The organism is Pseudonocardia benzenivorans CB1190, assembly GCF_000196675.2.
GTDB classification, from domain to species: Bacteria; Actinomycetota; Actinomycetes; order Mycobacteriales; family Pseudonocardiaceae; genus Pseudonocardia; species Pseudonocardia benzenivorans.
Genome location: NC_015312.1, coordinates 3,916,917 through 3,930,476 on the forward strand (window position 1 = coordinate 3,916,917; position 13,560 = coordinate 3,930,476).

At 74.2% G+C, this 13,560-nt stretch carries 13 protein-coding genes; 6 read left to right on the top strand and 7 right to left on the bottom strand.

The genetic code is table 11. From position 1 onward, the window contains the following. Positions 1 to 25 precede the first annotated feature (25 nt). Positions 26 to 1,147, top strand: a complete 1,122-nt coding sequence (locus PSED_RS18415) for a glycosyltransferase family 4 protein (protein ID WP_013675752.1) — start codon at positions 26 to 28, stop codon at positions 1,145 to 1,147. Here PSED_RS18415 and galK read toward each other — a convergent pair. Genes galK through PSED_RS18430 form a run of 3 tightly spaced genes read right to left on the bottom strand, consistent with a single transcriptional unit; the run spans position 1,134 to position 4,176 of the window. Then, positions 1,134 to 2,312 carry a galactokinase gene (gene galK, locus PSED_RS18420; RefSeq protein WP_013675753.1) on the bottom strand — a complete coding sequence of 393 codons (1,179 nt, stop codon included), beginning with the start codon at positions 2,310 to 2,312 and terminating at the stop codon, positions 1,134 to 1,136. The two genes, PSED_RS18415 and galK, sit on opposite strands and share 14 nt — an antisense overlap. Beyond that, positions 2,309 to 3,385, bottom strand: a complete 1,077-nt coding sequence (galT, locus tag PSED_RS18425; RefSeq protein ID WP_013675754.1) for a galactose-1-phosphate uridylyltransferase — start codon at positions 3,383 to 3,385, stop codon at positions 2,309 to 2,311. The genes galK and galT overlap by 4 nt, the downstream gene beginning before the upstream one ends. Then, positions 3,382 to 4,176 carry a DeoR/GlpR family DNA-binding transcription regulator gene (locus PSED_RS18430; RefSeq protein WP_013675755.1) on the bottom strand — a complete coding sequence of 265 codons (795 nt, stop codon included), beginning with the start codon at positions 4,174 to 4,176 and terminating at the stop codon, positions 3,382 to 3,384. Before PSED_RS18430 ends, galT begins: the two co-directional genes overlap by 4 nt. Positions 4,177 to 4,454: 278 nt before the next feature. On the opposite strand from PSED_RS18430, the gene PSED_RS18435 reads away from it, so the two are divergent. Beyond that, entirely contained in the window at positions 4,455 to 6,155 is a 1,701-nt protein-coding gene (locus PSED_RS18435) for a sodium:solute symporter family protein (RefSeq protein WP_013675756.1), read from the top strand. Between the two features lie 25 nt (positions 6,156 to 6,180). Then, entirely contained in the window at positions 6,181 to 6,528 is a 348-nt protein-coding gene (locus tag PSED_RS18440; protein ID WP_013675757.1) for a DUF3784 domain-containing protein, read from the top strand. A gap of 141 nt (positions 6,529 to 6,669) precedes the next feature. On the opposite strand, the gene PSED_RS35340 is transcribed toward PSED_RS18440, so the two are convergent. After that, positions 6,670 to 6,792, bottom strand: a complete 123-nt coding sequence (locus PSED_RS35340; RefSeq protein WP_013675758.1) for a hypothetical protein — start codon at positions 6,790 to 6,792, stop codon at positions 6,670 to 6,672. A 250-nt stretch (positions 6,793 to 7,042) separates the two neighbouring features. Here PSED_RS35340 and PSED_RS18445 point away from each other — a divergent pair, with 250 nt between their 5' ends. Beyond that, positions 7,043 to 8,197, top strand: coding sequence for an acyl-CoA dehydrogenase family protein (locus PSED_RS18445; protein WP_013675759.1), 1,155 nt, complete (start codon positions 7,043 to 7,045; stop codon positions 8,195 to 8,197). Here the strand turns inward: PSED_RS18445 and PSED_RS18450 are convergent. Next, positions 8,175 to 8,927 carry a GntR family transcriptional regulator gene (locus PSED_RS18450; RefSeq protein ID WP_013675760.1) on the bottom strand — a complete coding sequence of 251 codons (753 nt, stop codon included), beginning with the start codon at positions 8,925 to 8,927 and terminating at the stop codon, positions 8,175 to 8,177. The genes PSED_RS18445 and PSED_RS18450 overlap by 23 nt on opposite strands. Positions 8,928 to 9,412: 485 nt before the next feature. Here PSED_RS18450 and PSED_RS18455 point away from each other — a divergent pair, with 485 nt between their 5' ends. Further along, positions 9,413 to 10,018 carry a hypothetical protein gene (locus PSED_RS18455; protein WP_143770538.1) on the top strand — a complete coding sequence of 202 codons (606 nt, stop codon included), beginning with the start codon at positions 9,413 to 9,415 and terminating at the stop codon, positions 10,016 to 10,018. A 61-nt stretch (positions 10,019 to 10,079) separates the two neighbouring features. Here PSED_RS18455 and PSED_RS18460 read toward each other — a convergent pair whose 3' ends face one another. Continuing rightward, positions 10,080 to 11,534, bottom strand: a complete 1,455-nt coding sequence (locus PSED_RS18460; protein WP_041761588.1) for an FGGY-family carbohydrate kinase — start codon at positions 11,532 to 11,534, stop codon at positions 10,080 to 10,082. Positions 11,535 to 11,587: 53 nt separating this feature from the next. Between PSED_RS18460 and PSED_RS18465 the strand changes: the two genes are divergently transcribed. After that, a complete protein-coding gene (locus PSED_RS18465; RefSeq protein ID WP_013675763.1) occupies positions 11,588 to 12,256 on the top strand; it encodes a class II aldolase/adducin family protein in 669 nt (222 codons plus the stop codon). Here the strand turns inward: PSED_RS18465 and PSED_RS18470 are convergent. Then, positions 12,243 to 13,439 carry a PucR family transcriptional regulator gene (locus tag PSED_RS18470; protein ID WP_233899073.1) on the bottom strand — a complete coding sequence of 399 codons (1,197 nt, stop codon included), beginning with the start codon at positions 13,437 to 13,439 and terminating at the stop codon, positions 12,243 to 12,245. The genes PSED_RS18465 and PSED_RS18470 overlap by 14 nt on opposite strands. Positions 13,440 to 13,560: the final 121 nt, after the last annotated feature.

Here is a 13,560-nt window from a genome sequence, read left to right on the forward strand (position 1 = left end):
CGGCCGGCCGGAGCAGGAGGCCGCCGTGCGCGTCGCCCATCTCGTCCCGTCCCTGCACCCGGACGAGCCCGAGAACGGCATCCTCGACCTGGCCGGAGCCGCGCCCGCGGCCGGTCTCGAACTGGTCGTGGTGGCGATCGCGACGACCGCGCTCTCCCCCGTGCCCGGCCGGCTGCGCGCGCTGGGCGTGCCCGTCGTCGAGCTGGGCACGGCGCCGTGGGATCCGCGGTCGCTGCCGCGGCTCGTCGACGTCCTGCGCCGGCACCGCGTCGACCTGCTGCACACCCACGTCGGCAACGCCGACACGCTCGGCGGGCTGGCCGGGGCGCGGCTGCGGATGCCGGTCGTGTCGACGGTGCACCGCATCGAGTCCCAGCCCGCCGACGCCTCGGACCGGGCCAAGCGCGCGGCGAAGATCCTCGCCAGGCGCCGCTTCGTGACGCGCACGATCGCGATCTCGCAGCTGCAGCGCGACTGGTACGCGGGCGCGGCGGCCGATCTCGTCGTGCTGCCCAACGGCGTCGGCGACCCCGGCCACGGCGACGCGACCGCCCGCGAGCGGCTGCGCGAGCGCCTCGGGGTGGCGGCGGACGGCGTGCTCGTCGCCTCGGTCGCGCCCATGCGCCGCGGGATGGGCCAGGACCTGCTGCTCGACGCCGTCGCCGCGCTCTCGGACAGCAGCCCGGTCACCGTCGTGCTCGGCGGCGACGGGCCGCTGCGGCCGTGGCTGCAGGCACGCGTCGACCGCGACGACGAGCTCGCGGCGCGCATCGTCTTCCACCCCACCGGCGACCCCCTCGACCTGCTGCGGGCCGCCGACGTCATGGTCCACACCACGCGGTCCGACGCCATGCCGCGCCGGCTGGTCGAGGGGCTCGCGCTCGGTCTGCCCGCGGTGGCGAGCACGACGGGCGGCATCCCCGAGATCGTCACCCGCGACACCGGCGTGCTCGTCGCGCTCGACGCCGCCCGGATCGCGGCCGCGCTCGATGCGCTCGCCGCCGACCCCGACCGGCGCGCGCGGCTCGGCGCGGCCGCCCGGCAGCGGTTCCTCGACCGCTTCGAGGCAGGCCGGTGGGCCGCGGAGCTGCGCGGGATCTACGCCGGACTGCTCGAGAGCGGGACCGCGACGCTCAGTCGTCGGTGATCGGGTGCGCGCCCGCCGACGGCGTCGCCGGCAGCGCGCGCGGCGGCGCGTAGCCACGGTCGGCGAACGCGGCGGCGATCGCGTCGGTGACGGCGCCGGCGGCGTCGGTCCTGGCGAGGACGACGACGCTGCCCCCGAACCCGCCCCCGGTCATCCGGGCACCGAGCGCGCCCGCGTCCAGCGCCGCCGCCACGGCCGTGTCCAGCTCGGGCACGGTGACCTCGAAGTCGTCGCGCAGCGACGCGTGCGAGGCGGTGAGCAGCGGCCCGATCTCCTCGGGTCGCCCGGCGTCGAGCAGGCCGACGACGTCGAGCACCCGGGCGTTCTCGGTGACGACGTGTCGCACCCGGCGGCGGACGACCTCGTCGTCGAGGCGCGCGAGGGCGTCGTCGAGGCCGGCGAGCGGGACGTCGCGCAGCGCCGGCACCCCGAGTGCCCGGGCGCCCGCGGCGCAGGCGCGCTGCCGGTCGGCGTACTCGCCGTCGACGAGCCGGTGCGGTGCGTTCGTGTCGACGAGCAGCAGCGCGAGCCCCCCACCGGCACCGGGATCGAGGTCGAGGGGCACCTGCCGCGTCGCCATGCTGCGGGTGTCGAGGAACAGCGCGCAGCCCTCCGCGCACATGAGCGAGGCCATCTGGTCCATCACGCCGCTCGGCACGCCGACGAACTCGTTCTCCGCACCCCTGGCGTGGGCCGCCGCGTCGGGGCCGGTGAGGCCGAGGCCGAGTACGTCGTCGATCGCGCGGACGACGACGCACTCCAGCGCCGCCGACGAGGACAGCCCCGCACCGGCCGGCACGTCACCGTCGACGACCAGGTCGAACCCGGCGTCGCCGACGGGCAGGCCGGCGCGGCGCAACCGCCACACCACACCGGCGGGATAGCCCGCCCAGCCCGGCACCGACCCGGGCTCGAGGTCGGCGACCCCGGCCTCCACGACCTCGTCGCCGTGCTGCAGCGACACCATCCGCAGGACGCCGGAGTCGTTGCGCCGCAACGCCGCGCTGACCCCGAGCGGGAGCGCCCACGGCAGCACGAAGCCGTCGTTGTAGTCCGTGTGCTCCCCGATCAGGTTGACCCGGCCCGGCGCCCGCCAGACGACGTCGGGCGGCCCGTCGAACCGCCGTGCGAAGGCGGCGCGCAGGGTGCTCGACCCGACCGTCACCGGATGTCCCGCAGCCGCTGGGCCACGGACTCCGCGAGCACGTCGCTGACGAACGCGCCCGCGCCGGTCTCCGAGCCCGCCAGGTATTTGAGCTTGCCCGGCGCCCGGCGGATCGACGACACCCGCAGGTGCAGGTGGGCGAGCTCGCGGTCGCCGTCGTGCTCGGGCCGCACGGGCGCCTGCTGCCAGCCCGCGACGTAGGGCAGCGGGTCGCCGTAGAGCGCGTCGAGACGACCGAGGACGTCGAGGTAGACCTCGGCGAACTCGTCACGCTCGGCGTCGGTCAGCGCGGGGATGTCGGGGACCTGCCGGTGCGGGTACAGGTGGACCTCCACCGGGTACCGCGCCGCCTCCGGCACGAACGCGGTCCAGTGCTCCCCCGCCACGACGACACGTTCGCCCGCCCGCTCGGCGTGCAGCACGTCGGCGAACAGGTTGCGGCCGGTCGCGGCGAGGTGGGCACGGGCCCTGTCGAGCATCCGCGCGGGGATGGGCGGCACGTACGGGTAGGCGTAGATCTGGCCGTGCGGGTGGGCGAGCGTCACGCCGATCTCGGCGCCGCGGTTCTCGAACGGGAACACCTGCGCGACACCGGGGAGCGCGCCGAGCTCGGCCGTCCGGTCGGCCCAGACGTCGACGACGAGCCGCACCCGGGCCGGGGTGAGCGCGCCGAACGACGAGTCGTGGTCGCTGGTGAAGCAGACGACCTCGCACCGCCCGGCCGCCGGGTCCGGGGTCGTTCCCGACAGCGGCGCACCGCCGCCGAACGACGGGAACCGGTTCTCGAAGACGACGACCTCGTAGTCCGGCGTCGGGATCTCGGTGTGGTGCTCGCCGTGCGTCGGGTCGAGCGGGCACTGGTCGGCCGGCGGCTGGTAGGTGCGGTCCTGGCGGTGGGAGGCGACCGCGACCCACTCGCCCGCGAGCGTGTCGTAGCGCAGCTGCGACGCCGAGATCGTCCGCGGCAGGTCCCGCCGGTCGACGAGCGTGGCCGGGTCGCGCCCGGGCGTCGCGTCCTCGTCGAACCACAGGATGCGACGGCCGTCGGCCAGCCTGCCCTCGGTGCGCCTCACGCGCCCTCCCCCGGCACCGGTGCGACGACGAGCTCCTCGACCTCGCCCGCGAGCACGGCCCGCGCGTCGGCGGCCAGGCCGTCGTCGGTCACGAGCACGTCCGCGTCGCCGAGTGCGGCGATGGTCGAGATGCCCACGGTTCCCCATTTCGTGTGGTCGGCGACGACGACGAGGCGTTGACCCGCCTCGACGAGCGCCCGGTCGGTCTCCGCCTCGGTCAGGTTGGGTGTGGTGAACCCGGCGGCCGCGGCCATGCCGTGCACGCCGAGGAACACCGCGTCGAGGTTGAGGCTGCGCAGCGCCCGCACCGCCACGGGCCCGACGAGTGCCTCCGACGGGGTCCGCACCCCGCCGGTGAGGATGACCGTCGGGTCCGACCGCGCGGTGCCCCGGAAGACGTCGGCGACGGCCATCGAGTTGGTGACGATCGTGAGACCCGGGACGTCGACGAGCCTGCGGGCGAGCGCCCACGTCGTCGTCCCGGCCGAGAGCCCGACGGCCGAGCCGGGCTCGACGAGCCGGGCCGCCGCGGCGGCGATCGCCTCCTTCTCGGCGAGCTGGCGGTGCGACTTGACGACGAAGCCCGGCTCGTCGGTACTGGGCGAGCCGACGGCCGTCGCGCCCCCGTGCACCTTGTCGACGAGCCGGCGCCGGGCGAGCACGTCGAGGTCCCGGCGCACGGTCATGTCCGACACGCCGAACCGCTCGGCCAGGTCGGTGACGCGCACGGCACCGCGGGCCCGGACCTGCTCGAGGATCAGCTCCCGGCGCTGCTGTGCGAGCAGGCCCACGATCCCTCCTCGCACGAGCTGCCGAAAGCCACGACGCGAACGACTTCGCACAGAATGCAACATGATCACTCAGTCGTCAACGTGCGCGGACCCGCCCGGTGTGGTAGGGGTCACCGCCCCTGTCGCAGCGGACCCATGAGTATCGGATCGTTACGTCGATAATTGTTCGAACGTGTCCGAAGCCGGTAGCTTGCTCCGCACAACGGTCGACCGAGAGCGGGAGTCGCGATGATGCGAACCGGACGGCACTGGCCCCGACGCGAGGCCCGGAGCACGACATGACCACGGTGCTCGCCCAGGCGGCGGCCGACGTCCGGCTCGATGCCAACTTCGTCGACTACCTGCTCGTCGCCTTCTACTTCGTCCTGGTGCTCGGCATCGGCTACATGGCCCGCCGGTCGGTGTCGTCGAGCCTCGACTTCCTGCTGTCCGGCCGCTCGATGCCCGCGTGGGTGACCGGGCTCGCGTTCATCTCCGCGAACCTCGGCGCCCTCGAGCTGATCGGCATGATGGCCAACGGGGCCCAGTACGGCATCGCGACGGTGCACTACTACTGGATCGGCGCCGTCCCGGCCATGGTGTTCCTCGGCCTGGTCATGATGCCGTTCTACTACGGCTCGAAGGCCCGCAGCGTCCCCGAGTTCCTGTTCAAGCGCTTCAACCGCACGACCCAGCGCATCCAGGGCGTCATCTTCGCGGTCGCCTCGATCCTGATCGCCGGGGTCAACCTCTTCGCCCTCGGCCTGATCATCGAAGCCCTGCTCGGCTGGCCGCTGGGGGTGGCGATCCCGGTCGCCGCGCTCGTCGTCCTCGCCTACACCACGCTCGGCGGGCTCTCGGCGGCGATCTACAACGAGGTCCTGCAGTTCTTCGTCATCCTCGCGCTGCTGATCCCGCTGACCCTCGCCGGCCTCAACCGCGTCGGCGGCTGGGAGGGTCTGAAGGAGAAGGTCACCGCGGGACCCGGCGGCGCCGAACAGCTGTCGTCCTGGCCGGGGACGGAGCTCACCGAGATCTCCAACCCGGTCTGGTCGGTCATCGGCATCGTCTTCGGGCTCGGCTTCGTCCTGTCCTTCGGCTACTGGACGACGAACTTCGCCGAGGTGCAGCGCGCGCTGTCGGCCAAGAGCATGTCCGCGGCCCGGCGCACGCCGATCATCGGTGCCTTCCCGAAGGCGCTCATCCCGCTCGTCGTCGTGATCCCCGGCATGATCGGCGCCGTCCTGCTCCCGCAGATCCAGGCCGTCAAGGCCGGCACGGCGCCCGCGGGCAGCGACATCACCTACAACGACACCCTGACGCTGCTGATGAAGGAGCTGCTGCCCAACGGCATCCTCGGCGTCGCGATCGCGGGCCTGCTCGCCGCGTTCATGGCGGGCATGGCGGCCAACATCAGCTCGTTCAACACCGTGTTCACCTACGACATCTGGCAGGACTGGGTGCGACCGGGCCGGTCGGACCGCTACTACCTGCAGGTCGGCCGCCTGGTCACGGTCGTCGGCTGCGTGCTCGCCATCGGCACGGCCTTCATCGCGTCGGGCTCGCAGAACCTGATGGATTACATCCAGGCGCTGTTCAGCTTCTTCAACGCGCCGCTGTTCGCGATCTTCATCCTCGGTCTGTTCTGGAAGCGGATGACGGGCACCGCGGCGTGGGTCGGCCTGCTGTCGGGCACGGTCGCCGCCGTCGTCATCGACCAGCTGGTCCGCTTCGACGTCCTGCAGCTGTCCAGCCAGGCCGGCAGCTTCGTCGGCGCCAGCGCCGCGTTCATCGTCGGCGTCGGGGTCGCGCTGCTCGTCTCGATGGCGGGCCGGCCGAAGCCGGACAGCGAGCTCGCGGGGCTCGTGTGGAGCCTCACGCCGCGGGCGAGCCGGTCGCACTCCGTCGAGGGTGACGACGCCGGCTGGTACCGGTCGCCGCAGCTGCTCGCCGTGCTGGTGCTGATCCTCGTCGTCGTCCTCTACATCATCTTCATCTGAGCCCGGAACCGAAGGAGCGAGACGGATGACCGACTCCCCAGAGGCCCACGACGCCGCCGGGACGGGCCCCACCGAGGTACCGCAGGGCGGGACCGACGCACCGCCGTCGGCCGCGGCGAACCTGTTCGACCTCCGCACCATCATCGCCGTCCTGTTCGGCGTCTACGGCATCGTCCTGCTGATCATGGGGCTGGTGTCCACGAGCACCGAGGACCGGGCGAAGACCGGCGGCTCGAACCTGAACCTGGACATGGGCATCGGCATGCTGGTCGTCGCCGGGCTGTTCCTGCTCTGGGTGACGCTGCGGCCGCTCAAGCCGCCGACGCCCGCGCAGGTCGCCGCGGCCCGCGACGACGGGCCACCCGCCCACTGACGATCCGCGCGATCTCAGCTGTCCCTGCAGTCTCAGCTGTCCCTGCACGAGCCGTCCCTGCACGTGCGAACGGGCCGGCGTCGCCTCGCGGCGGCGCCGGCCCGTTCGTCTCTGTGTCGCCGGTGAGCCCGGGCGCGGTGCTCACCGCTCGTCGTGCGAGCCGACGGGGTAACGCGGGTTGAAGCTGACGAGCGTCCACTCGTCGAAGCGGCGAGCGGCGCGGACCACGGCGCTCCACACGGTGCGGCGGTCGATGACGGCCATTCTGTGTTCCTCCGGTGCGGTCGATGTGTGCCGGCCGGGGTCGTGCACGGTGTCGGGGTCCCGGCGGGGAGCACGTTCCCTGGGCTCCACTCGTTCCAACGACGCGATCTTCTGAATCGTTACCGACACGCTGAGTGCGCGATACACGTCACGCCCGGACCCGGTGTGACGACGTCCGCCCGGCGGCGCGAAGAGGCCGGAAATTCTATATTCTGGAGAATCCCTGGACCCGAGCGAGGAGCCTGCCGTCGTGACCGAGCTGAGCACCGAGGAACGCGCCGTCGTCGAGACCGTCCGCGAGTTCGTCGACCGCGAGGTGCGGCCCGTGGTCCGCGACCTCGAGCATGCGAACGAGTACCCCGAGAAGCTCATCGAGCAGATGAAGCAGCTCGGCATCTTCGGCCTCGCGATCCCCGAGCCGTGGGGCGAGGCGCCGGTGTCGATGCCGTGCTACGCCCTCGTCACCGCGGAGCTCGCCCGCGGCTGGATGAGCCTGGCCGGCGCGATGGGTGGGCACACCGTCGTCTCCAAGCTGCTCGTCGCGTTCGGCACCAAGGAGCAGCAGGACCGCTACCTGCCGAGGATGGCCACCGGCGAGATCCGCGCGACGATGGCGCTGACCGAGCCCGGCGGCGGGTCGGACCTGCAGGCGATGACGACGACCGCGCGCCGCGACGGCGACGACTACGTCGTCAACGGCGCGAAGACGTGGATCACCAACTCGCGCAGGTCGCAGCTCATCGCGCTGATGTGCAAGACCGACCCGGCCGCCGAGCCGAAGCACCGCGGCGTGTCGATCCTGCTCGTCGAGCACGGGCCCGGCCTCACCGTCTCGCGCGACCTGCCCAAGCTCGGCTACAAGGGCGTCGAGAGCTGCGAGCTGTCGTTCGACGACTACCGCACGCCCGCCTCGTCCGTCCTCGGCGGCACGGAGGGACGCGGCTTCGCGCAGATGATGAAGGGCCTCGAGACCGGGCGCATCCAGGTCGCCTCGCGCGCGCTCGGCGTCGCCCAGGCGGCGTTCGACGACGCGCTGGCCTACGCCCAGGAGCGCGAGAGCTTCGGCAAGCCGATCTGGCAGCACCAGTCGATCGGCAACTACCTGGCCGACATGGCCACCAAGATCACCGCGGCGCGTCAGCTGATCCTCTTCGCCGCCGACAGGTTCGACGCGGGGCAGCGCTGCGACATGGAGGCGGGGATGGCGAAGCTGTTCGCCTCCGAGACCGCGATGCAGGTCGCGCTCGACGCCGTGCGCATCCACGGCGGGTACGGCTACTCCACCGAGTTCGACGTCGAACGCTACTTCCGCGACGCGCCGCTGATGATCGTCGGTGAGGGCACCAACGAGATCCAGCGCAACGTCATCGCCGCACAGCTGGTCAAGCGCGGCGGACTCGGCTGACCCGCTCGCTCGCCCGGGCGGCGTCGGGCGCGGTGTCCCCGGGGGAGGGCCCGAGGACACCGCGCTGCTCGAGGTGGTCGGCCAGCAGCGCCCCGATGTGACGGATGTGCGCGTCCATCGCGGCGCGGGCGGCGGCCGGATCGCGGGCGTCCAGAGCGGCGAGCACGGCGTCGTGGTCGTGGGTCGTCGCGTCGCTCCAGCCCGGCACGCGGTCGTAGTAGCCGCGTGGGACGTGGTTGACGAACAGGTTCAGCATCGACGCCAACCGGTGCGCGCCTGCCGCCTTGTTGATCGTGCGGTGCACCTGGTGGTTGAGCTCGCCGACCCGGCCGAGCTCGCCGCGCTCCCCCGCCGCCTCCAGCTCCCGCTGCAGCCGGTGGAGGTCGGCGAGGCCGTCGTCGGACAGCGTCGTCGCGGCCCGGGCGGCGAGCTCGCCCGCGATGTGGGCCTGCACCGCGAAGAGATCGTCGACGTCGGTGCGGGTCAGCGGGACCACCCGGAAACCCCGACGGGGTTCCCAGCGCACGGCGCCCTCACCGTGCAGGAGCATGAGCGCCTCGCGGACCGGGGTGGCGCTCACCCCGAGGCGCGCGGCCACGTGCTCGGTCCGCACGAACGACGACGCCGGCAGCTCCCCCACCATGATCGCCTCGCGCAGCCAGCTCGCGACCCGGTCGGTGAGCTGCGACGACCGGCCCATCCGCACACCGTCGCCCGCCGTCTCCCCCACCGCCGTCGTCTCCCGTTGTCACCACGCCGATCCGCGACGAGCCTACTGTCCGCCGGCCGGGGTCGAGGGGACGCCGCCCGCCGTGGACACCGGGCGTCGCGCGGCGCACCGTCTCGGCGAGACCGACGAGCACCGAGGCGGCGCGGTGGCCGGTCCGGCACGTCGCGCCTGCGGCGCAGCGTCGTCGCCGCACCCGAGAAGGGCCGTCGCCCCCGACCTCCCCGTGGGGCGGCGCTGTCGCGGGGGGCGGCGCTGTCGCGGGAGGCGCCGCCGTCGCGGGAGGCGGCGCTGTCGCGGGGGCGGCGCTGTCGCGGGGGCGGCGCTGTCGCGGGGGCGGCGCTGTCGCGGGAGGCAGCGCCGTCGCCGAGCGCGACGGCGGTCGAGAGCCTCGCCGGCGGCCCGCCGCCCTCCCGACGGCGCCCGCTCGGCGCACACCCGCCGCCCGACCGGACCGCCGCCCGCGACCGTGGCTAGCCTTCGGCCGCGTGACCCGCCGTCGTGCCGTGGGGATGGCCGTCCTCGCGGCCGTCGCCGCCCTGCTCACCGCCTGCTCGTCGGGGTCCGGGCCGTCGGGGTCCGGGCCGTCGGGGTCCGGGCCGTCGGGGTCCGGGCCGTCGCAGGAGGTGCCCGCGCCCCTCGCACCCACGACGGCCGAGCCCGCAGGGGCGAACCCGTCGGCGAGCTCGGTGCTCGTCTGCTCCGACGAGGCGCGCGAGGACATCACGGAGGCCCTCGGCGTGGCGCCCACCGCCATCGACCCGCCCACCTGGGCCGACCACGTCTACTCCTGCCGCTACCGCTATCCCGCCGGCTCGTTCACGCTGTCGGTCAAGGAGCTGTCGTCGGTCGCCGAGACGACCGCCTACATGGACGCGCTGGCCCAGCGGCTCGGCTCGACCCGCACCGAGGACGGGCTCGGCGAGGGCGCGTTCGTCACGACCAACGGCTCGGTCGTGGTGCGCAAGGACTTCAAGGTCCTGCTGGTCGACGACACGGACCTCCCGCCCGGCCTCGGCTCCCCGCCGATCACCCCGCCGCAGACGGCGCTCCTGGTCGCGCGCACGATCATCGGCTGCTGGACCGGCGCCTGACGGGCCGCCCCGGCACCGGCACTGCCGAGCCCAGCTCAGACGTCGTGAGCGGCGATGGTCGCTAGAGCGACCATCGGCGCTCACGGGTGAGCTCGGCGCGGAGGCGGGCACAACCCTCGGCCAGCGCGTCGGCACGCTCGGGCCGCGGGTCGAAGCGGGCCCGGAGCCGGACCATGCGCTGCGCGGTCGCGGCGAGCGACCCCGGCTCCGCGGCGGCGAGCACGGCGGCGCCGAACGCCGAGCCCGCCTCCCGGGGGACGGCGACGGGCCGGCCGAGGACGTCGGCCCGCAGCTGGTTCCACCAGTCGTTGGCGCTGGTGGCGCCGGTGACGGTGACCGCGCCGGAGACGTCGGCACCGAGCCCGGCGAGCACGTCGAACGCCAGCCTCTCGACGTAGGCCACGCCGTGCGCGACCCGCGCGAGCGTCTCGGCCGGGGTCGGGACCGCAGGGCCGCCGACGTCGAAACCCCGCGCGTCGGGGTCGGGGAACGGGAACCGCTCCCCGACCCCCACCAGCGGGTACGTCGCACCCGGCGGCACGCCGAGCGCGGCCGCGGCGGGGGTGAGCGCGGCCAGGTCGACACCGGGGAGCTCACGGCGCAGGACCCCCGCCCCCACGTTCGACGCCCCGCCCGGCAGCCAGCCGCCGTCGGGATGGCGATGGCAGTACACCCCGCCCGCGGGGTCGACGACCGGCGTGGCCGTGGCCCCCTTGACGACCAGCGTCGTCCCGAGGGCGGAGCACCAGTCGCCGGGAGCGAGGGCGCCGGCCGCCACCTGCGCGGCGCACCCGTCGGTCATCCCGGCGACGACGGGCGTCCCCGCCGGCACCGCGCTCTCCGCGGCCGCCGCGGGCGACACGACGGCCAGCGGGGTCCCGGGCGGCACGACGGCGGGCAGCACCGCCGCGTCGACCCCCAGCGCCTCGAACACGGCGGTCGGCCACGCGTCGGCGAGCAGGTCGTAGCCGGTCTTGAGTGCGTGGCTGGTGTCGGTCGCGACGGGGTGCCCCGCGAGCCGGGCGACGACGTGGTCGGCCTGGTGGACGACCGTGTGCCCGGCCGGGACGGCACCCGTCGCGCACAGCTCGACGAGCTTGGGCAACGCCCACGCCGCCTGCACGCGGTACCCGAGCGCCGCCCACACCGCCTGCCCCGCCTCCCGGACGGCGGCCACCCGCGCGGCGGCGCGGGTGTCGTCGTACATCAGCCCCGGGCCGACGGCCCGGCCGGCGCCGTCCTGGACGACGAGCGTCCCCGACGTCGAGTCGACGGCCAGCGCGGCGACCTCGCGCCCGCGCAGCCCCGCGAGCGCCGCCGACGTCGCCGCGCAGGTCGCCGTCCACCACTCCTGCGGGTCCTGCTCGTGGCGCGGCCCCCGGCGCAGGTCGTGCCGCAGCCGCGCCGACCCGGCGCCGGCGACGTGCCCCGCGGCGTCGACCGCGACGGCGCGGACCCCCTGGGTACCCAGGTCGACCCCCAGCCAGACCGGACCGCCGGGTCCCTCCGCGAGCACGTCGGCGACGATAACGTCGCCGGTGATCACGCCGACCGGGAGGACCGACGACCATGCTGCTGCCGGAGGCCCGCGAGGCCGTCGTCGAGCACTGCCTGCGGATGCGCGCGGACGACCTCACCGTCGCGACGTCGGGCAACATCAGCGTCCGCGTCGGCGACCTGGTGGCCGTCACGCCCAGCGGCGTCCCCTACGACCGGCTCGACGCGGCCGCGGTGTGCGTCGTCGATCTCGACGGCCGCCCGGCCGACCCGGACGCGACAGGGCCCGTCGTGCCGTCGAGCGAGCTGCCCATGCACCTCGCGGTCTACCGCGCCACCGACGCGGGCGCGGTCGTGCACACCCATCCGCTGTACGCGACGGCGGTGTCGGTGCTGCTCGACGAGCTCCCCGCGGTGCACTACATGGTCGCGGCGCTGGGCGGACCGGTGCGGGTCGCGCCGTACGCGACGTACGGCACCGAGGCGCTGGCCCGGGCGAGCGTCGAGGCGCTGGCCGGGCGCAGCGCGGTGATCCTGCGCAACCACGGCGCGACCACCCACGGGCCCGACCTCGCGACCGCCTACACCCGCAGCCTGTACCTGGAGTGGCTGTGCCGGTTGTGGCACCAGGCGAGCCTCGCGGGCACCCCGCGGCTCCTGCCGGCCGACGAGCTGGACCGCGTCGCGGAACTGCTGCGCGGCTACGGCAGGCCCGCGGGCGGCGCCGTCACGACGAGCTGACCGCCAGCGGGTCGGACGCGGGCGTGCGCGCCTCCCCGAACGACAGCGCCAGCACCATCCGGGCCCGCACCTCGGGATCGTCGAGGTCGTCGCCGAACAGCTCGTGCAGCTTGGCGAGGCGGTAGCGGACCGTCTGCGGGTGCACGTGCAGCTCCGCCGCGATCGCCTGCCGGTCGCCCATGTGCCGCAGCCAGGATCCGAGCGTCTCGACGAGCCGCTCCCGCGACGCCTGCGTCGTCCCCCGCAACGGGCCGAGGACCTGGTGGCGCAGCGCGTCGAGCAGCTTGGCGTCGCGGTGGACGATGATCGCGTCGAGGTGCTCGTCGGTGAAGACCGGGTCGTCGGTGAGGATGCCCTCGCGCTGCAACCGTGCGGCGATCTCGGCGATGTGCAGGCTGGCCGGCAGCCGGTCGGGCGGCACGGCCACCCCGACGACGGCACCCGCCCCGCGCAGGGTCAGCCCCAACCGCCGCCGCAGCCCGGGACGCGACGGGTCGGGCACGATCGCACCCAGCAGCGGCGGCCGGCTGAACACGAGGCACGACGCGTCCATCCGGGCCAGCGTGCGGTGCCCGACGGCGTTGTCGCGCTGGATGAGCACGACGCCCAGCTCGTCGGGGACGGTCCAGCCGGCGCGGGCGGCGGCGGCACGCACGGCCGCCTGGTCGGCCCGGTCGGAGAGCAGCAGCCCGACGAGCTCGTCGCGCAGCCGTTCGCGGGTCGCGGCCTCCTCCGACTGCTCGAGGACGTAGCCGCGCGCCGACGAGGACGACAGCTTGTCGACGAAGAAGAAGACGGCCTCGGCGAGCGAGGCCAGCGTCCGCGGTTCGACCCCCATCTCGACGGCCGCCGCGGAGACGTGGTGCCAGCACACCCGGGCGCCGACCTGGTAGGCGCCCAGCAGCGCCGAGAGGTCGCGACCCTCGCGCCACTGGATGCGCCCGATCTCCTCGAACAGCTCGGGGCCCACGCCGTCCTCGCTGCTCGGTGCCCCCGCCATGGTGACGAGCCTGCGCATCGCGGCGTCGGCCGCCACGGCCACCTCGACGTCGTGCTCGTCGAGGAAGGACGCGTAGTCCGGCCACTCCTCCCCCAGCGCTGCGCGCACCTCGGACAGCAGCGCCGGGAGGCGCTCGGCGAGCACCGGTAAGAGCGCCGTCAGGGACGGGTCCTGAACGTCCACACATCTTTTGTACGCCCCTCGGGGCATCCGACTCACCGGATTTATCAGGATGTGACAACTCTGGCCGGGCAGAATTAACCGTTGGTGCGCAGAGATCGTCCGGCGCGAAGGAGCAGGATTT